The organism is Tamlana carrageenivorans (assembly GCF_002893765.1).
In the GTDB taxonomy this organism is placed as follows: domain Bacteria; phylum Bacteroidota; class Bacteroidia; order Flavobacteriales; family Flavobacteriaceae; genus Pseudotamlana; species Pseudotamlana carrageenivorans.
Genome location: NZ_CP025938.1, coordinates 2,566,958 through 2,584,813, shown reverse-complemented (window position 1 = coordinate 2,584,813; position 17,856 = coordinate 2,566,958). Strand labels below are relative to the sequence as shown.

Here is a 17,856-nt window from a genome sequence, read left to right as displayed (position 1 = left end):
CTCGCTTTTAAAATCTTTTATCGGACACTAATGGTTAAAATTTTAAAAAATTTATTGGATTAAATTCTTTATTATTAGGTTTAACGTCCTTTTAAAGGATAAATACACAACGTAAAATATGACCATCGAAGCGCTTGTTGGCAAGTACACAATTATAGGACAGAATCAAAATGCAGAAAAAAGCCCCTATAAAGGCACACTTAGTTTAAGCCTAGATTCCTATAAGCGGATTAAGGCCGAATGGCTTATAAATAATGAACAACTACAATGGGGCGTGGGCGTGTATAAAGACCGTATTCTTGTTATTAATTTTCATTATAAAGGCGACCATGGCGCTATTTATAATGGTGTGGTGGTTTACAAATGTCTTACTGAAAATATACTTGAAGGCTTTTGGTTCGAAGAACATGGTGATCCAGAATACCTGGGGCAAGAACAAGGCATAAAAACCATCACAACAAACACTTTATTCAATTAATGCTCCTTGTTGAATTCTAAAAAAACGCGAAGTCCAAAAAAATTTTAGTTAAAAAAATATTGTTGTCCGATAAAAAACAGAATTAGCTAAAAAAGCTTTGGTGTTGGCCTTTTTTATTGATCGCACTCTTTATTTTGAAAACAGAACCTCCTTATGGGTCAAAAAGGCTTAATTGCCCAATGTTTTTGGTTGTAATCTCTTCCCAATTAGCTTCTGGGTTTTTCAGGAATTTGAACAAATCGATATATGTCATCAAATGGTATCGTATGACGGACATCATATTGGAATAAGCCCAGTTTCTTTGGGCTTTTCTTTGGATCACAAGCATAATGAGCTGGATTATCAAACTGACCCAGATTTGTATTTCGATGGCATTTTGATTGTCTCCCAAAAAATACTTTAGCGGAAAGTTCTGTTTAAGCCGCTTGAACATCGTCTCAATCTGCCACCTATTTTTATAGATGTCGGCTATTTTGTCTGCGTCAAGATCATAATTATTAGTGATGAACTCATAAACTTTTTGGTGCTTTTCGTGCCAAAAAGCGATTCTCCTCAGGGAAAAAGCATTGCCGTTTTTGTCCGTAAGCCCTATTTTTTCGTCCTTTAAGACAGCATCGTCCACTTTATTGGAGATATCAAACTCTTCAAGGCTTGTATAGCGAGCATTGTCCTTTTGCCGAGTCACAAAGTAAACATCTTCCAGTGTCCATTTTTGGTATTGCTCATAATCCACATACCCTTTGTCAAAAACCACATAAGAGCCCTTCTTGAGTTCCAGGTCTTTTAAAAAGGTGTGGTCGTGCGTGGCCGCGCTTGAAAACTTAATCAGACAAGGAACGTCTTCCATGGCGTTTATCATAGTATGCATCTTGATACCTCCTTTCTTTTTGCCGTTGAGCGGGTTCCTTCCTACACCTTTAAGAATGTCGCTAAATAGGGGGATGGTCGAGGAATCAACGATTTTAAGGTTCTTCACTGCAGGTTCTAAGGGTCTGCTGTCCGATAAAAAGCGATGGTAACGTTTGTAGAGTAAATGATAAATATCGGCAAATACTTCAGAGCTTCTTCTCCTGTTAGCATCTGACAAGGTACTGCGTTTTGGAAAGTCCGTGAGTCCTAGATGGTTGATCTTTCCCTCGCAGGCAAGCATAATACTGGAAACCTCACGAAGTGAGCTACAGCCACTGATCACGGTAAATACCATAGTGGCCAAATGCTCATAGGTGGTAAACTTTTTGGTATAGCGATCGCTGTTGTGCTTTTTGGCTGTCCGATGAACATCTTTGGGCAAAATGAAATTTAATACCTGTTTGATTATGGGGTGTCCGCTAAAGTTTTTACTTTTATTCATATCTTGGATGTGTGATAACTTCAAGATACAAAATAAGCGGGAAATCCTATCTTGGAAATCCCGCTTTTTAAATCTTTTATCGGACACTAATGTTAAAAAAATAAAACAGTAACCGTCTAAACGGTATTTTTGTTATCGATTACATTTTAACTTAACCAACAACATTTAATGATTACAAAATCAATTCCATTAAAAGTATTTTTTATAGGGCTCATTTTTGGTTATTCTATTATTTCAACTGGCCAAGAACACGACATAGAACTTTGGACAACACCTCCAAATGCGATTGAAAATAAAGATTATCAAGCAGAATTTCGATTAAATAATAAAGGTGTTGCTACAGGTATTAGAAAAGTAACCCAGCCAAGTTTAAAGGTTTTTTTAGCTAAAAATGACAATACGAAAACCACCCCAGCTGTTATTATTTGTCCTGGAGGCGGCTACCAACATTTATCTCATATAAAGGAAGGCGAAAAAGTTGCAGAATGGCTTAATTCCATTGGCATTTCAGCATTTGTACTTAAATACAGGTTGCCCAGCGATAAAATCATGATTAATAAAACCATTGGGTCTTTGCAAGACGCTCAAGAAGCCATGAGAACGGTGAGACGCCAATCGAAAGCATGGCACATCAACCCAAACAAAATTGGTGTTATGGGCTTTTCGGCAGGTGGACATCTAGCTGCGACACTATCAACCCATTATAAGGATTCTATTTACAGCCACGACAATACTTCGGCAAGACCAGATTTTTCTATATTAATTTACCCAGTTATATCGATGAAAGATGATATAACCCACCAAGGCTCGAGAACTAACCTACTGGGAGAAAACCCATCGCCAAAATTAATAAACCAATATTCTAATGAAGATCAAGTGACTCCAAACACACCACCCACATTTTTAATTCATGCTACAAATGACCAATCCGTTCCTGTTGAAAACAGTATCAATTACTACTTGGCATTAAAGGAAAATAACGTGCACGTTGAAATGCACATATACGCGAATGGAGGTCATGGTTTCGGACTTGGTACCACAGGCACAAATGTAAATTGGCCTAAAGCCTGTGAAGCTTGGCTTAAAGCTCAAATGAGAAATTCACAACCTTAATCTAATTTCAAACCTGTATTGTAATTACTCTAAAACTAAATAACCTGCCTCATTGCAAAACGGAGATTTTTCTTTATAAAAACAGATAAATAAAGTATCGCCAAAGTGATGGTTTGTTTTTTTATCTTGAAAAAGAAATAGAAAAAAGCCTTTTTATTAGGGGTATATAAATTCAGAACTGGTGTAAAATCAACATATAAAAAAGACCCTGTACACTAATATACATGGGCTTTGATAAAAGATTAATAAATAAAATATTAACCTACTTTTTGTTTCTTTTTCATTTCTTTAAATAGCTTCAATTCTTTTTGAATTTCTTCACTTCTTTTAGCTATCTTATTTACTTTTTCATCTATGATCTCTTGATGTCTAAGCCGACGCTGACGTTGAAGTTCTTCCTTTTCCTTCAGTATTTGGCGCTCCTTCATCATCTTCGCCTTTTCTTGAGCTACAGATATATATGAATAACCATAAATGCTTAAAAATAATAAAGCCACAATTCCTAATACTACAAAACCGTATTCCATTTTAAAATGCTATTGATTAAGTTCTTTATTTAAACCTACATTATTGAATAGTCAATATTTTGGCAAACTTTATATTAAAGGTATAAAAAGGATCATCTTATTTTAAAATAAAAAAGATGAAAGGCTTAAAAAATAGTTAAACGTTTAATAAACAACTTTTAAAGGAAAGGTATTGACTTATTATTTATTTTAAACAAAAAAAATGTAAATAGAAAAGTATTAAAACGAGGCGACTAATTGTTAACTTTATAAGGCAATCCGCTAGACTTCCAACCTAAAAAACCATGCTTTAAATTATAAATGGTTTTAAACCCTGCCTTTTTAAAATAAGGCACACTCTTAGTGCTTCGTTTTCCGGTACGACAGTAAATGTAAACAGGTTTATCGGAGTTTAGCTTTTCTATATTATTCAAAAAATTATCAGATTTAAAGTCAATATTAATAGCATGTTCCAAATGTCCTTTATCAAATTCTTCAGGCGTGCGAACATCTATAAGTTGAACAAAATCATGACTCACATCCATTTGAAATTGTTTTGCGGCCATAAGCACACCATCGTCTGATGTCATTTGCTTACAGCTTCCTAAAATAAAACTGATAAAAAATAAAAAATAAATGAGATAATACTTCATGGGAGTATTTATTTTTCAACTACATCTCCTGTCCACTCTAACATACCTCCTTCAAGGTTATAAGCATTTTCAAAACCTAACTGCTCCATGATCTGGCAAGCTTTTCCAGAGCGATTACCTGAACGGCAATACACATAATAGTTTTTAGATTTATCTAAAGCTTCAATCTCATCAACAAATTCTTGTCCTTTATAAATATCAATATGAATGGCATTTTCTATAATACCTTCTGCCACTTCTGCATCTGTTCTTACATCTAAAACAACCGCATTATCGTCGTTTGCCAATCGTTCTACCCATTCTTCTTGTGTTAAATCTTCCATAGTTATCTATATAAAATGTTTAGCGCATCAACATAAAAATTAAAAATCCTTTATCCTTAAAGCTTGTTTTTTAAGTTTTAATGTTAATAGTTCATGTGTATTTTGATACAAAATTAAGGCTTATAAAATTATAGACGAAAAAAAATCCGAAGAATTAGTTCCTCGGATGTTTTTAAAACCACATGTACCGTTATACTTTTATAGAACAACCAATAGCTTTGGTTTCTGTTTCGGGTACTGGATTACCTTTCAATAAAGCATCAACAGCTGCTTCTACAAACTTAGTGGTTACTGCCGATGGATCTTTATAATTGTCGTCGATCGCTCCTATATATTTCACAACATTACCCTTATTAGTTTTCCCTAACACAAACATATGAGGCGTTTTAGTAGCACCAAATTTTGGGTATACCGATTGCTTTTCATCTAATAAATAAGGAAAGTTAAACCCTTTTTCTTCGGCGCGTTTTTTCATTTCTGGCAAAGCATCACCAGGCTTAACAGCAACGTTATTTGGCATTATGGCTATAACCGGATAGCCCTTTGGAGCGTATTTTTTGTTTAACTCTATAATTCGATCTTCATACATCACGGCGTAAGGACAGGTATTACAAGTAAATGTGATTATAAATCCTTTGGCATTTTTATAATCGGCCATAGACACCATTTTACCGTCTATATTTTTTAGCGAAAAATCTTCGGCTACATCACCAATTTTATAGCCATTGTTTAGCGTTTTGGTTACGGTAAAAGCACTTACTAAGAGAATTAATAAGCCTCCTGAAATAAATTTGATTACTTTTTTCATAATGTTTTTGGTTTATTTTAAAAATGGTTTAATCGCTTTTTCCAACGATTCTAAAGTAAAGGATTGCTCAAAAAAGGCCCTTTGATTGTTTTTGTAAATAATGGTGGCTGGAATCGAACCCGACCAAGTGGCATCTACTTTTGGAATCCAAGTATTCATATCGGGATCATCTAAAGCAATGACTCTCGATTTTATTTTTTTATCTATTATAAAGGGTTTTAGCTTAGTTTCATATTGATGAGGTAAATCTAAACTTACTAATAAAACTTCTACATTTTTATCTTTATACGTCTCGTTTATTTTTTCAAAATAAGGCAACTCCTTCACACAGGGGCCACACCAAGTTGCCCAAAAATTTATCACATGGATTTTATCATTCTCTTCATTTAAAAACTTCTCAAAACCGTTAAAGTCATAAACCTCCAGGTTAAATTTTTCAACTTGAGTTTTCTCCTGAACAGAATCGTTTGTAACCCTTTCTGATAGGTCTTCTTTCTTTTTAACTTTAGAACAACTTGCCATTATCAAAATAGCAACAAATAACACATTTAACTTCATAAGCATAAAACTAAACATTACTTCATTGAACATCTTCTAGTTTAACAAACTTTTAATTAAAAAAACAGTATAAAGTTTTGCCCAATCGCTTTTTCATTTCTATATTTGGGCAGATTAAAACTTAAAAATGAAATCAATTTTAAACAATACTTGGTGGTGGTGCTTTCGAAACTAATCTTCGTGAAGTAAAATCCTAGTATATTTAAAACTCAAAATATCATAAGGCTTGTCATTCACGACAAGCCTTTTTTATGTTACATATGAAAAAATTTAGCTTATATACCCATCATAAAAGAATATTAACCGACACGATTACACCGGTTACAGTTTACTATAAAATTCGTGATAAATACCCGAACAGTATTCTTCTGGAAAGCGGTGATTACCATAGAAGTCATAAAAACTTCTCGTACATCTGCTTCAACCCCATTGCAAGCATTAAAGTTGAAAACGAAGTGATTTCTGAAACTTATCCTGACGGAAGTTCTACCAACATCAATATTACTGAAGATGTTAATGTTGTTGATGAGGTTTATAATTTCACCAAGCGTTTTGATGTTAACACCGATGAAGATTTCAAATTTATAAACAACGGCATTTTTGGTTATACCGCTTATGATGCTGTGCGATATTTTGAAGATATTCAAATTAGCAAGAAAGATGATTCGGTAACGGTTCCAGACATGTATTATGCCGTTTACAAGAACATTATCGCTATTAATCACTATAAAAATGAGGCTTATATTTTTGCCCATTGTTATGAAGATCAAGAAAATAATATTGATGCGATTGATAAGCTAATTAATACGCAAAATTTTGCTGAATACGACTTCAGTTCAAACGGTGACATTCAATCTAACTTAACGGATGATGAATTTAGAAAACAAGTTGAAGTCGCTAAAAAACATGCTGGTCGAGGCGACGTTTTTCAACTGGTTTTATCCCGTCGTTTTTCGCAAGCGTTTACGGGCGACGATTTTAATGTGTATCGTGCCCTAAGAAGTATTAATCCTTCACCATACTTGTTCTATTTTGATTATGGGGATTTTAGAATTTTTGGAAGTTCGCCTGAAGCCCAATTAGTAGTTAGCGATGGTTTGGCTGAAATTCACCCCATTGCTGGTACTTTTAAACGTACTGGTAACGATGAACAAGACGAAAAATTAGCAGAAAAATTAAAAGCCGACGATAAAGAAAATGCCGAACATGTGATGCTTGTCGACTTAGCAAGAAACGATTTAAGTCGCCATGGTAGTGGTGTAAAAGTAGTGACGTATCGCGAAGTTCAATTCTTTTCGCATGTCATTCACTTGGTTAGCAAGGTTACTGGAAACAAACACGATAGTACCTCTACCATGCAAGTAGTAGCCGACACCTTTCCGGCCGGTACTTTAAGTGGTGCGCCAAAACATATGGCCATGCAACTTATTGAAAAATATGAAAAAACAAGTCGTGGGTATTATGGTGGAGCGATTGGTTTTATGGATTTCGACGGCAACTTTAATCATGCCATTATGATACGTACCTTTTTAAGTAAAAACTATAAATTAAATTGGCAAGCTGGAGCAGGAGTGGTTTCTAAATCGGATGCCGAAAGCGAATTACAAGAAGTTTATAATAAGCTTGGCGCACTCACAAAAGCGATAACCTTGGCTGAAGAGATTTGATATTGGTTATTGGTTATTGGTTAAAAAAATATAAAGTATAACTTAAAACAGATTCCTGCCTAAGCAGGAATATAAGAGATGAGTAAGAAAATATTAGTTATAGATAATTACGACAGTTTCACATATAATTTGGTTCATTATTTAGAAGATTTAAACTGTGATGTAACCGTGGTTAGAAACGATAAATTAACCTTAGAAGATGTAGCCCCTTTTGATAAAATCGTATTATCACCAGGACCTGGAATTCCAGACGAAGCGGGTTTACTAAAAGCCATTATAGAAAAATATGCCCCAACAAAAAGTATTTTTGGGGTTTGTTTAGGACAACAAGCCATCGGCGAAGTTTTTGGAGGTTCTTTAGTAAATTTAGATGATGTTTATCATGGCGTGGCAACACCTGTTGAGCTTTGTGTAGACGATGAAAACCTCTTTAAAGGTTTAGATAAAAATTTTGATGTTGGCCGCTACCACTCATGGGTGGTTAATGCGAATTTACCTGAATGTTTGGAAGCGACTTCTTTCGATTCAAACGGACAAGTCATGTCCTTAAGACATAAAACATATGATGTTAGAGGTGTGCAATATCATCCGGAATCTGTTCTAACACCAGATGGTAAGAAGATTTTAGAAAATTGGGTTAATGGTTAATAGTTAATAGTTAATAGTTAATAGTTAATAGTTAAAAAAATCAATCTAATCTGGATAACAATAACTTTGGATGTAATATTCCGAAGAAATTCTATCAAATTAAAATGATTTTTGGCTTGGTTCATTAAACCTGATAAAATTAGTAGAGATAAAATAGATTCCCGCTTTCGCGAGAATGAAAATTGAAATTAATGAAAGACGTATTAAACAGATTAATAAATCACGAAACCCTCTCTAGTGAAGAAGCCAAACAAGTTTTGGTAAACATCTCTAAAGGGATGTACAACCAAAGTCAGATTGTTTGTTTTCTATCCGTTTACATGATGCGTAGTATTACGCTCAATGAGTTAAGCGGATTTAGAGATGCGCTTTTAGATTTATGTATTGCGGTAGATTTAAACGCATATAATCCTATTGATTTATGTGGTACTGGTGGCGATGGCAAAGACACATTTAACATTTCAACTTTAGCCTCTTTTATTACTGCAGGCGCAGGTGTACATGTGGCAAAACATGGCAATTATGGTGTATCTTCATCTTGTGGGTCATCCAATGTTATGGAACATTTAGGTATTAAATTTTCTAACGATGTCGATTTTTTAAAACGTTCTATTGAGCAGGCGGGTATTTGTGTTTTACACGCCCCCCTATTCCACCCTGCCATGAAAGAAGTAGGCCCAATACGAAAAGAACTTGGAGTAAAAACCTTTTTTAATATGTTAGGCCCCATGGTTAATCCGGCCTTTCCTAAAAATCAAATGGTAGGTGTTTTTAACTTAGAATTACAGCGCTTATACGGTTACTTATATCAAAAAACCGATAAAAATTATAGCATCATCCACGCTTTAGATGGTTATGATGAAATTTCCTTAACGGGAAAAGCTAAAATCATTTCCAATAACGCCGAAACGCTTTTTACCTCAGAAACTTTAGGTTTAAAAGCCATTTCTCAAGAATCCATTTTTGGAGGAAGTTCTGTGGAAGAATCGGCCAAAATATTTAAAAAAGTAATAAATGGTGAAGGTACTGATGCGCAACACAACGTGGTTTGTGCCAATGCCGGTTTAGCTATTGCAACAACAAATCAAATTTCACATCAAGAAGGTTTTGAAATGGCTAAAGAATCGTTATTCTCGGGAAAAGCGAAAGCGAGTTTAGAAAAGTTAATTGCTCTTAGTAGATAGTTGTTGGTTGTTGGTTGTTGGTTGTTGGTTGTTGGTTGTTGGTTGTTGGTTGTTGGTTGTTGGTTAACAAAAAAAGTAAATAAGTTTAAAATAAAAATTAAAAAGTTTTCCGTCACAGTTTTAAGTATGCAGACAACAGACTAAAAATTACAGACTTATAAAAATGAATATATTAGATAAAATCACATTAGATAAACGCAAAGAAGTTGAACTTAGAAAAAGTTTAATTCCCACCTCGCAATTAGAACAGTCTGTTTTATTTGAAAGACCAACCGTTTCCTTATCTGATAAACTACGTAATAGTAAAACAGGAATCATCGCCGAACACAAACGCCGATCGCCATCAAAATCGGTTATTAACCACACCTTAAGCGTTCAAGATGTGGCACAAGGTTATGAAGATGCTGGTGTTTGCGGGATGTCAGTTTTAACAGACGGCAAATATTTTGGAGGTTCTTTAGACGATTTACTTACCGCTAGAGCAAGCTGTAACCTGCCGCTTTTAAGAAAAGAATTTATTATAGATGAATATCAACTTCTAGAAGCCAAAGCTTATGGTGCCGATGTTATCCTTTTAATCGCCGCCATTTTAACCCGCGAGGAGATTAAAAAATATTCAGAGTTTGCAAAAAGCCTAAACTTAGATGTGCTTTTAGAAGTGCATAACGAAGAAGAATTACACAAGTCCATCATGCCAAGCCTAGACATGCTTGGTGTAAACAACAGAAATTTAAAAACCTTTGATGTTAGCTTAAACACGAGTAAATCTTTAAGCACACTTATTCCAAACGATTTCGTAAAAGTTTCCGAAAGCGGCATTAGTAACACTGAAGCCATTAAAGAATTACAACCTTACGGATACCAAGGTTTTTTAATTGGTGAAAATTTCATGAAAACTGATAACCCAGGGGCTAGTGCCACAGCATTTATAAAGAGCCTCCTCTAGCTCCTGCAAAGGAGGAGGACGCTTACTCATGTGAATAATCACTGTTATGAATAATAAAGACAAACAACATACACCGCAATCAATGCTCTCCCCAAAGGAAAGTGAGGGGCTTCACCTCAAAATTTGCGGCATGAAGTATTCAGATAATATCGAAGAAGTTGCTGAACTTCAACCCGATTATCTAGGATTTATTTTTTACGAAGATTCTGCTAGAAACTTTGAAGAAAGCAGTATTCCAGAAATACCTAGTACTATCAACAAAACAGGGGTTTTTGTAAATGCCGACATCAATTTTGTAATTAAAAAGATTACCACTCTAGGACTACAAGCCGTTCAATTACATGGCCATGAATCGCCAGAATACTGCGATACCTTGAGACACACGCAATATATTCTTGATGACGTGCTGCTTAAAAAACCAGAAATCATCAAAGTTTTTTCAATAAAAGACAGTTTCAATTTTGAAGAATTAAAGCCTTATGAAACGGTTTGCGATTACTTTCTTTTTGATACCAAAGGGAAACTACCTGGCGGAAACGGCTACACCTTCGATTGGAATGTTCTAAACGACTATCCGTCTACAAAACCATTCTTTTTAAGTGGTGGTATTGGCTCAAATCAAGTTAAGGATGTTGAAAAATTTATAGAAAGTCCAGCTTCAAAGTACTGCTACGCTTTAGATGTAAACAGTAAATTTGAAATCGAGCCCGGATTAAAAAATATAGAATTATTAAAAGAATTTATAAAAAGTTTGTCATTTCGTAAATAATACGGAATCCATACTTCGAAGGAATATTAAAGATTATGAATAATTACAACGTAAACGAAAAAGGTTATTATGGCGAATTTGGAGGTGCTTTTATTCCAGAAATGCTATATCCTAATGTAGAAGAATTACGCCAAAACTACCTAAAAGTAATGGCCGAACCCGATTTTAAAGCAGAATTCGATAAACTTTTAAAAGATTACGTAGGTCGCCCCTCGCCGCTATATTTTGCGAAGCGTCTTTCAGAAAAATACAATACCAAAATATATTTAAAACGCGAAGATTTAAACCATACGGGAGCGCATAAAATCAACAATACTATTGGTCAGATTTTAATGGCGAAACGCCTTGGTAAAACCCGCATTATTGCCGAAACTGGCGCGGGACAGCACGGTGTGGCAACAGCAACGGTTTGTGCCTTAATGGGTCTAGAGTGTATCGTGTATATGGGTGAAATTGACATTGCTAGACAGGCTCCAAACGTGGCAAGAATGAAAATGCTTGGCGCAACCGTTGTGCCTGCAAAATCTGGAAGCCGCACCCTTAAAGATGCCACAAACGAAGCCATTCGCGATTGGATTAACAACCCCGTAGACACCCATTATATCATTGGTTCAGCTATTGGTCCGCACCCCTACCCAGACATGGTAACGCGTTTTCAAGCCGTGATTTCCGAAGAAATTAAATGGCAATTAAAAGAACAAGAAGGCCGTGAAAACCCCGATTATGTGGTGGCTTGCATTGGTGGTGGATCGAACGCCGCTGGAACCTATTACCACTACTTACACGAGGAAGAAGTAGGCATTATTGCCGTTGAAGCTGCCGGTTTGGGCGTCGATTCTGGTGAAAGTGCAGCCACTTCTGTTTTAGGAAAAGAAGGGATTATTCACGGTTGTAAAACCATGTTGATGCAAACTAAAGACGGACAAATAACCGAGCCATATTCGATTTCAGCAGGATTGGATTACCCTGGCGTAGGCCCGATGCACGCACATCTTTGCAAAACAGGACGTGCCGAATTTATGGCCATTACCGACGATCAAGCGATGAATGCTGGACTGGATTTATGTAAGTTAGAAGGCATTATTCCAGCCATCGAAAGTTCGCACGCTTTAGCCATTTTTGAGCAACGCAAGTTTAAACCAACAGATGTGGTTGTCGTGAGTTTATCTGGTCGTGGTGATAAGGATTTACAGAATTATATTGAGTATTTTAAAATTTAGTATTTGGGCGTTACCACAAGGGTCGGGCTTTCGGCAGTCGCTTTTTTTGAGAAAAACAAAAAAGAGCTCCAACAATGCCTCAATCCCTAACGCAAGGAAGTACCAAGTTAAGGAGTTAAGGAGGACAAACAATATAAATGGGATTATAACCAAGCCTAGCAAAAATTAAAGTCCCTAATTCCGATAACATCGGAAAATCAAAATTAAGAAATAATGAGCGAAGGAATGAAGTTAAGAAGTGAAGCTTCAAGCACGCAATTCCGAAAGCGAATGGTCCGCAGGAATTTCGTAAGTTTGATTTGATCTTTTGACTTGGTTTATCCTGAGCACAGTCGAAGGGTTTTGTATCCAGAACTACGAAGTACATCATGAGTACTTAAGAAAATAAAAGTGGGCGAATACAAAATGAACAGACACAAATAATGAGAACCTGAAACAAGTTCAGATTGACGAAAATAAATATTAAAAGATTCCCTTTTTCAAGGGAATGAAAACTATTCATTAACAATGAACAGAATAAATAAAAAACTAAGCGAAGACAAAAAATTACTGTCTATCTATTTTACAGCAGGTTACCCAAGCCTTAACGATACCGTATCAATCATTGAAGATTTAGAAAAAAGCGGTGTCGATATGATTGAAATTGGCTTGCCTTTTAGCGATCCTTTAGCCGATGGACCAACCATTCAGGAAAGTTCAACCAAGGCTTTAAAAAATGGCATGACCACAGAAGTACTTTTCGATCAACTAAAAGACATTCGAAAAACGGTGAATATTCCATTAATCATCATGGGGTATTTTAACCCTATGTTTCAATATGGTGTGGAAGCTTTCTGTAAAAAATGTCAGGAAATTGGTATCGACGGACTTATTATTCCGGATTTACCGGTTGATGTGTATCATGAAGAATACCAAGCTATTTTTGAAAAATACGGCTTAATTAATGTCTTCCTTATTACACCACAAACGAGTGACGAGCGTATTCGTTATATCGATTCTATTTCAAACGGATTTATATACATGGTAAGTAGTGCTAGTACAACGGGAGCGCAATCTGGTTTTGGCGACGAGCAAACACAGTATTTCGAGCGTATCCATAAAATGAAGCTTAATAATCCGCAAATTATTGGTTTCGGTATTAGTAACAACGAGACCTTTACCCAAGCCACACAATACGCAAAAGGCGCCATTATAGGCAGTGCTTTTGTAAAACATGTGACTCAAGAGGGTACTAAAAGTTTAAATAAATTTATAGATTCTATATTAAATTAAATATATTGACCTACTAATTATTAACCAACCCCAAACCAAAAATTTATGAAATATTATTTAAAAGTAGTTCGTGATAACTATGCAAATTTTAACGGTAGAGCTAGACGCGAAGAGTATTGGATGTTCACATTGTTTAATATCATTTTTATTATAGCTATCATGACTGTTTTTGGTGGCATTGCTGCTGCAACAGACACTCCTGCTTTATTGGGCATATATGGTATCTACATTTTAGGAATTTTCATTCCTTCCTTAGCTGTAATAGTAAGAAGATTGCACGATGTTGGTAAAAGTGGCTGGTTTTATTTAATTGGTGCCATCCCTTTTATTGGTCCTATTTGGATTTTCGTTTTATTAGTAACCGAAGGTGATAAAGGGACTAACCAATATGGTCCAGATCCTAAATTAGAAAACGCTGACGAAATTAATGACATAGGAAAAACTCAAATTGAAGCTTAATACCAAATAAAATCATTTTTAAAGCCTATTCTCTATAAACAGGAATAGGCTTTTTATATTTAAATAGTTAATAGCATGCCTCTAAACATCGTACTTATAGAACCTGAAATACCTAACAATACTGGCAACATTGGACGTTTAGCCTTGGGGTCAGGCTCCAATTTACATATCGTAAAACCTCTTGGGTTTGAAATTACAGACGCCCGTTTAAAACGCGCTGGTTTGGATTATTGGCAACATCTTTCGGTAACCTATTACGATAATGCCGAAGCATTTTTTAATAAGAATCAAGGGAAGAACATGGCTTTTCTATCCAGTAAAGGCGCTAAAAACCATTGGGATATTCCTTTTGAAGACGACATGTTTTTAATCTTCGGAAAAGAATCGGTGGGGTTAGCTCCAGAAATTATAGAAGCTAACACGGAAAGGTTATTTAAAATTCCGCTTTATAGCGAACATGTAAGAAGTTTAAATTTAGCCAATGCAGTAAGTATCGTTATTTATGAAGGTTTGAAAGGCATGAATCCATAAGTTAAAAATTAAAAGCTATTAATTTTCCGGAAAACCATTAAGTGCCAAAGTTCCTATTTCTTGATTGTCGTTTTCAAAAATCAAATACACTTTAAGTTCAGGATGGTCTTTTAAAAAGGCTTTTACCTTCTCTATGCCCATAGTTTTAAAAGCAGTTGCATAAGCATCAGCCGTCATGCAATTTTCGCCAATCACAGAAATACTTAATAAGCTCGTTTTACTAGGAAAACCGGTTTTAGGGTCGATAATATGAGCGTAACGCTTACCTTCTTTGTCAATTTTAAATTTCCTGTAAGTTCCTGAAGTTGCCATAGCTTCATCTTTAAGCTCAACGACATCAGAAATCATATGTTCGCCTTCAAAATTCGGACTCTCAATTCCAACTTTCCATAAGTGGTTTTTTTCAGCATTCATGCCTCGCACTCTTATTTCTCCACCAATTTCAACCAAATAATCATTTATATTTTGTGATTCTAAAAACTCACCTATCACATCAACCCCATAACCTTTTGCAATGGCATTGAAGTCTAAAAAGGTGCCTTTGGATTTAATTATTTTATTGTCTAGTAATGTCACCTGCTTTAATCCCACCGAACGCATCAGCCAGTCTATTTTAAGGGTGTCTAGCTGTTCTATTTCTCCTTTTGGTCCAAAATCCCAAGCATTTACAACAGCTCCAATAGTAGGATCGAAAGCGCCTTCGGTTTCTTCATATATTTTTTTTGAAGCCTCATAGACCTTTATAAAATGATCGTCGACTTCAACCAACTCATTTTCATTTAATCTAGAAATGATGGAATTTTCCTGGTAATTAGACATCGAGTGATTCAAGACAGCAAACAAACTATCAAATTGTTTAGAATAATTTTTTTCTGAATGATAAATCACAGAATAAGTGGTTCCAAATACGTTTCCAGATAATTTAGTGTTTCTAATCTCCTTATTACAAGAAACCAAAAATAAAAGACCAATAACAAAGGTTAATTTTTTCATAGGGTTGAATAGGTTTAGTTTAAATTGGTTTCTAAAAATTGAATGCCGTTGTACTCTAGCAAATAATCGGTATTTAAATAAATTGAAGCTTTTTCGCACTCTAAACTGCCAATACCTACACCAGCATATAAAACTTTAGCATTTTGTTCTCTGGCATGATTTTTAAAGGATTCCATCCAAACAACATCATAATTATTCGGGTTTTCCGGTAAAATAACGGCTCTTACAATTACAAAAAAATATTGGTTGTTTTTATCAATACATACAAATTGAGGATGCTTTTTTAGCTTACTATTAATCGCAATAAACTCAAAACCACGTTCTTCTAAATCTTTACCAACATGATTCATGGCTAAATTATGTAATTCTTGTTCTGTAAGCGGTTTACTCATATGCAATTATTTTTCTTTAGACAAACTTAATAATATTTTAAAGAAATTCAGATAGTCATCTTAATAATGATTGCTCTTTCATTTTCTTAAACCCTTATTATTAAACCTGTTAAAAGGAAGCGTTTGATTTTTTTATTAACTTAGAAGTAAAAAAACATGAAAACGACCACAAGATTCGATGCAGCCATACATAAATTATATACCGCTTTTCACAGTAACCAATTAAACCCAATATGTTGCAAGCAATGTGCTGTGGGCAATATTTTAGATAATACCGATAGTTGGAAACATGTTTCGGACCATCATGGTAGCTTAAACTTAAATTATGTTGGCCAGGTACATCAATCTATGGGACGAAAATTTAATGGCTATACGCCTATAGAATTGCTTCAGATAGAGAAGGCCTTTTTAGAAGCTTGTGGGTTGGAAACACCGCTTCATCACCGTCATAAAAAACCATCAAACTCCACCGACAAAAATGTTTTGTTTCAAGGGCTATCAGCGGTAATAACATTACTGTGTAAGTTCGACAATATACCTAATGTGATGGATTATAAACGGGTATTTAAATCATCAGAAATGGCAATCACTAAAAAATAAAGGCATAAAAAAACCGACACTTTCGTATCGGTTTTCTGTATAGCATAGTCTTATAATTGATATAAGAAGCTTTTTACTATCCTCCAAAGTCATCAAAACGGATGTGCTCATCAGGAATTCCAAAATCTTCTCCCATTTTCTGTACCGCATTATTCATTAATGGTGGTCCACAGAAATACAATTCAATATCCTCAGGCGCTTCGTGTTTACTTAGGTAATTATCAATCACACAATTGTGAATGAAACCAACGAAACCATCTCCTGGAGAGTCAATATCCGCTTTTACTTGCCAGTTATCTTCTGGTAAAGGTTCAGATAAGGCTAAGAAAAATCTAAAGTTCGGGAACTCCTTCTCTAATTCACGGAAGTGCTCTAAATAGAATAATTCACGTTTAGATCGTCCACCGTACCAATAAGTTACTTTTCTACCTGTTTTTAAGGTTTTGAAAAGATGGTATAAGTGTGAACGCATTGGAGCCATACCAGCACCACCACCAACGTAAAGCATTTCGCTTTCAGACTCGTTGATAAAGAATTCACCGTAAGGTCCTGAAATAATAACTTTATCTCCTGGCTTTTGATTAAAGATATATGAAGACGCTACACCTGGATTTACATCCATCCAACCGTTTTTAGCACGATCCCATGGCGGACAAGCCACACGAACGTTCAACATAATTTCACGCCCTTCAGCTGGGTAAGAAGCCATAGAATACGCTCTTTCAACCGTTTCACTATTCTTCATTACTAATGGCCATAAATTGAATTTATCCCACTCGGCTTGAAACTTATCTGGTGTATCATGCTCTTCTGGATGAGCAGTAATATCCATATCAGAATACTTCACTTCACATGGTGGAATTTCAATTTGAATATATCCACCAGCTTTGTAGCCCATATCTTCAGGAATCTCTACAACAAATTCTTTAATAAAAGATGCCACATTGTAGTTACGCACTACAGTAGCTTCCCATTTTTTAATTCCGAATACTTCTTCAGGAATCGTGATATTCATGTCTTGTTTCACTTTAACTTGACAAGCTAAACGTGCTCCATGTTGTAATTCTTTTCTTGTGAAATGAGGTACTTCAGTAGGAAGTGCTTCACCACCACCTTCTAAAACATGACATTCACACTGGATACAAGTTCCACCACCACCACAAGCTGATGGTAAGAATATTTTTGAGTTTCCTAAAGTTGAAAGTAAACTTCCACCTGAAGCTACTTCTATTTCCTTTTCACCATTAATCGTGATCTTTACAGGACCAGAAGGTGATAATTTTTGTTTTACAACTAATAATAAAGTAACCAATAAAAGCGTAATAATTAAAAAGGCGATTACCGTTACTACAATAGTTCCTGTTGTACTTGCTGCTAAAATCATA

At 35.2% G+C, this 17,856-nt stretch carries 21 protein-coding genes; 12 read left to right on the top strand and 9 right to left on the bottom strand.

Annotation, left to right across the window (positions count from 1 at the left end; all coding sequences use genetic code 11):
• Positions 1 to 118: 118 nt before the first annotated feature.
• Positions 119 to 478 (top strand): hypothetical protein, encoded by a 360-nt coding sequence (locus tag C1A40_RS11510; RefSeq protein ID WP_102996020.1) that lies wholly within the window; start codon positions 119 to 121, stop codon positions 476 to 478.
• A gap of 151 nt (positions 479 to 629) precedes the next feature.
• Here the strand turns inward: C1A40_RS11510 and C1A40_RS11505 are convergent, their stop codons facing one another.
• Entirely contained in the window at positions 630 to 1,829 is a 1,200-nt protein-coding gene (locus C1A40_RS11505) for an IS4 family transposase (RefSeq protein ID WP_102994434.1), read from the bottom strand.
• 168 nt (positions 1,830 to 1,997) lie between these two features.
• Here C1A40_RS11505 and C1A40_RS11500 point away from each other — a divergent pair, with 168 nt between their 5' ends.
• Positions 1,998 to 2,942 carry an alpha/beta hydrolase gene (locus C1A40_RS11500; protein ID WP_102996019.1) on the top strand — a complete coding sequence of 315 codons (945 nt, stop codon included), beginning with the start codon at positions 1,998 to 2,000 and terminating at the stop codon, positions 2,940 to 2,942.
• Positions 2,943 to 3,199: 257 nt separating this feature from the next.
• Here the strand turns inward: C1A40_RS11500 and C1A40_RS11495 are convergent, their stop codons facing one another.
• From C1A40_RS11495 to C1A40_RS11475, 5 genes are all read right to left on the bottom strand, one after another.
• The gene (locus tag C1A40_RS11495; RefSeq protein WP_102996018.1) at positions 3,200 to 3,469 is read right to left on the bottom strand and encodes a hypothetical protein; all 270 of its coding nucleotides are present in this window, start codon (positions 3,467 to 3,469) and stop codon (positions 3,200 to 3,202) included.
• A 233-nt stretch (positions 3,470 to 3,702) separates the two neighbouring features.
• Positions 3,703 to 4,101 carry a rhodanese-like domain-containing protein gene (locus tag C1A40_RS11490; protein WP_102996017.1) on the bottom strand — a complete coding sequence of 133 codons (399 nt, stop codon included), beginning with the start codon at positions 4,099 to 4,101 and terminating at the stop codon, positions 3,703 to 3,705.
• A gap of 8 nt (positions 4,102 to 4,109) precedes the next feature.
• Positions 4,110 to 4,424: a rhodanese-like domain-containing protein gene (locus C1A40_RS11485; RefSeq protein WP_102996016.1), complete on the bottom strand. Its 315-nt coding sequence runs from the start codon at positions 4,422 to 4,424 to the stop codon at positions 4,110 to 4,112.
• Between the two features lie 190 nt (positions 4,425 to 4,614).
• Complete coding sequence (locus tag C1A40_RS11480; protein ID WP_102996015.1) at positions 4,615 to 5,232, bottom strand: thioredoxin family protein; 618 nt, start codon at positions 5,230 to 5,232, stop codon at positions 4,615 to 4,617.
• Between the two features lie 12 nt (positions 5,233 to 5,244).
• Entirely contained in the window at positions 5,245 to 5,823 is a 579-nt protein-coding gene (locus tag C1A40_RS11475; protein ID WP_241910394.1) for a TlpA family protein disulfide reductase, read from the bottom strand.
• A gap of 227 nt (positions 5,824 to 6,050) precedes the next feature.
• Between C1A40_RS11475 and C1A40_RS11470 the strand changes: the two genes are divergently transcribed.
• The 9 genes from C1A40_RS11470 (at position 6,051) to C1A40_RS11430 (ending at position 14,486) form a co-directional block, all read left to right on the top strand.
• Positions 6,051 to 7,457: an anthranilate synthase component I family protein gene (locus tag C1A40_RS11470; protein WP_102996014.1), complete on the top strand. Its 1,407-nt coding sequence runs from the start codon at positions 6,051 to 6,053 to the stop codon at positions 7,455 to 7,457.
• Positions 7,458 to 7,535: 78 nt separating this feature from the next.
• Positions 7,536 to 8,105: an anthranilate synthase component II gene (locus C1A40_RS11465; RefSeq protein ID WP_102996013.1), complete on the top strand. Its 570-nt coding sequence runs from the start codon at positions 7,536 to 7,538 to the stop codon at positions 8,103 to 8,105.
• A 191-nt stretch (positions 8,106 to 8,296) separates the two neighbouring features.
• The gene (gene trpD / locus C1A40_RS11460) at positions 8,297 to 9,289 is read left to right on the top strand and encodes an anthranilate phosphoribosyltransferase (RefSeq protein ID WP_102996012.1); all 993 of its coding nucleotides are present in this window, start codon (positions 8,297 to 8,299) and stop codon (positions 9,287 to 9,289) included.
• Between the two features lie 163 nt (positions 9,290 to 9,452).
• Positions 9,453 to 10,235 (top strand): indole-3-glycerol phosphate synthase TrpC, encoded by a 783-nt coding sequence (gene trpC, locus C1A40_RS11455; RefSeq protein WP_102996011.1) that lies wholly within the window; start codon positions 9,453 to 9,455, stop codon positions 10,233 to 10,235.
• 130 nt (positions 10,236 to 10,365) lie between these two features.
• The gene (locus C1A40_RS11450) at positions 10,366 to 11,004 is read left to right on the top strand and encodes a phosphoribosylanthranilate isomerase (protein ID WP_102996010.1); all 639 of its coding nucleotides are present in this window, start codon (positions 10,366 to 10,368) and stop codon (positions 11,002 to 11,004) included.
• Positions 11,005 to 11,039: 35 nt separating this feature from the next.
• Complete coding sequence (trpB, locus tag C1A40_RS11445; RefSeq protein ID WP_102996009.1) at positions 11,040 to 12,224, top strand: tryptophan synthase subunit beta; 1,185 nt, start codon at positions 11,040 to 11,042, stop codon at positions 12,222 to 12,224.
• A 507-nt stretch (positions 12,225 to 12,731) separates the two neighbouring features.
• A complete protein-coding gene (gene trpA / locus C1A40_RS11440) occupies positions 12,732 to 13,496 on the top strand; it encodes a tryptophan synthase subunit alpha (protein ID WP_102996008.1) in 765 nt (254 codons plus the stop codon).
• 45 nt (positions 13,497 to 13,541) lie between these two features.
• Positions 13,542 to 13,955 (top strand): DUF805 domain-containing protein, encoded by a 414-nt coding sequence (locus C1A40_RS11435; RefSeq protein WP_102996007.1) that lies wholly within the window; start codon positions 13,542 to 13,544, stop codon positions 13,953 to 13,955.
• A 75-nt stretch (positions 13,956 to 14,030) separates the two neighbouring features.
• Entirely contained in the window at positions 14,031 to 14,486 is a 456-nt protein-coding gene (locus C1A40_RS11430; protein ID WP_102996006.1) for a tRNA (cytidine(34)-2'-O)-methyltransferase, read from the top strand.
• Between the two features lie 18 nt (positions 14,487 to 14,504).
• Here C1A40_RS11430 and C1A40_RS11425 read toward each other — a convergent pair whose 3' ends face one another.
• Together C1A40_RS11425 and C1A40_RS11420 are read right to left on the bottom strand one after the other, a co-directional pair.
• A complete protein-coding gene (locus C1A40_RS11425; protein ID WP_102996005.1) occupies positions 14,505 to 15,479 on the bottom strand; it encodes an FAD:protein FMN transferase in 975 nt (324 codons plus the stop codon).
• Between the two features lie 14 nt (positions 15,480 to 15,493).
• The gene (locus C1A40_RS11420) at positions 15,494 to 15,871 is read right to left on the bottom strand and encodes a Na(+)-translocating NADH-quinone reductase subunit F (RefSeq protein ID WP_102996004.1); all 378 of its coding nucleotides are present in this window, start codon (positions 15,869 to 15,871) and stop codon (positions 15,494 to 15,496) included.
• Between the two features lie 156 nt (positions 15,872 to 16,027).
• Here C1A40_RS11420 and C1A40_RS11415 point away from each other — a divergent pair, with 156 nt between their 5' ends.
• A complete protein-coding gene (locus C1A40_RS11415) occupies positions 16,028 to 16,471 on the top strand; it encodes a Na(+)-translocating NADH-quinone reductase subunit F (protein ID WP_102996003.1) in 444 nt (147 codons plus the stop codon).
• Positions 16,472 to 16,547: 76 nt separating this feature from the next.
• Here C1A40_RS11415 and nqrF read toward each other — a convergent pair whose 3' ends face one another.
• Positions 16,548 to 17,855 (bottom strand): NADH:ubiquinone reductase (Na(+)-transporting) subunit F, encoded by a 1,308-nt coding sequence (gene nqrF, locus C1A40_RS11410; protein WP_102996002.1) that lies wholly within the window; start codon positions 17,853 to 17,855, stop codon positions 16,548 to 16,550.
• Between the last annotated feature and the right edge of the window lies 1 nt (position 17,856).